This is a genomic window from Bittarella massiliensis (ex Durand et al. 2017) (genome assembly GCF_017566145.1).
In the GTDB taxonomy this organism is placed as follows: Bacteria; Bacillota; Clostridia; order Oscillospirales; family Ruminococcaceae; genus Bittarella; species Bittarella massiliensis_A.
Genome location: NZ_JABFCL010000446.1, coordinates 1 through 206, shown reverse-complemented (window position 1 = coordinate 206; position 206 = coordinate 1). Strand labels below are relative to the sequence as shown.

At 43.2% G+C, this 206-nt stretch carries 1 protein-coding gene; it reads right to left on the bottom strand.

Annotated features, from left to right (window positions below; genetic code table 11):
• Nucleotides 1-206 (bottom strand): HAD family hydrolase (locus tag HJY11_RS14995; RefSeq protein ID WP_208076616.1); only part of this gene is annotated, 206 nt, incomplete at both ends.

Here is a 206-nt window from a genome sequence, read left to right as displayed (position 1 = left end):
CAGCATATTCCGTACTTCCATCCCTACTTGCTTACAGATACACCGGGTTACTTTTTCATTATCCCCTGTCAAAATTTTTGTGGTTACTCCGTATTTCTTTAAAGCCAGAATTGCATCTGCAGTGGATTCCTTTGGCGGGTCTAAAAATGCCAGATAACCTAACAGCACCATGTCACACTCATCCTTTTTTCCAAAGGCTCCCACCG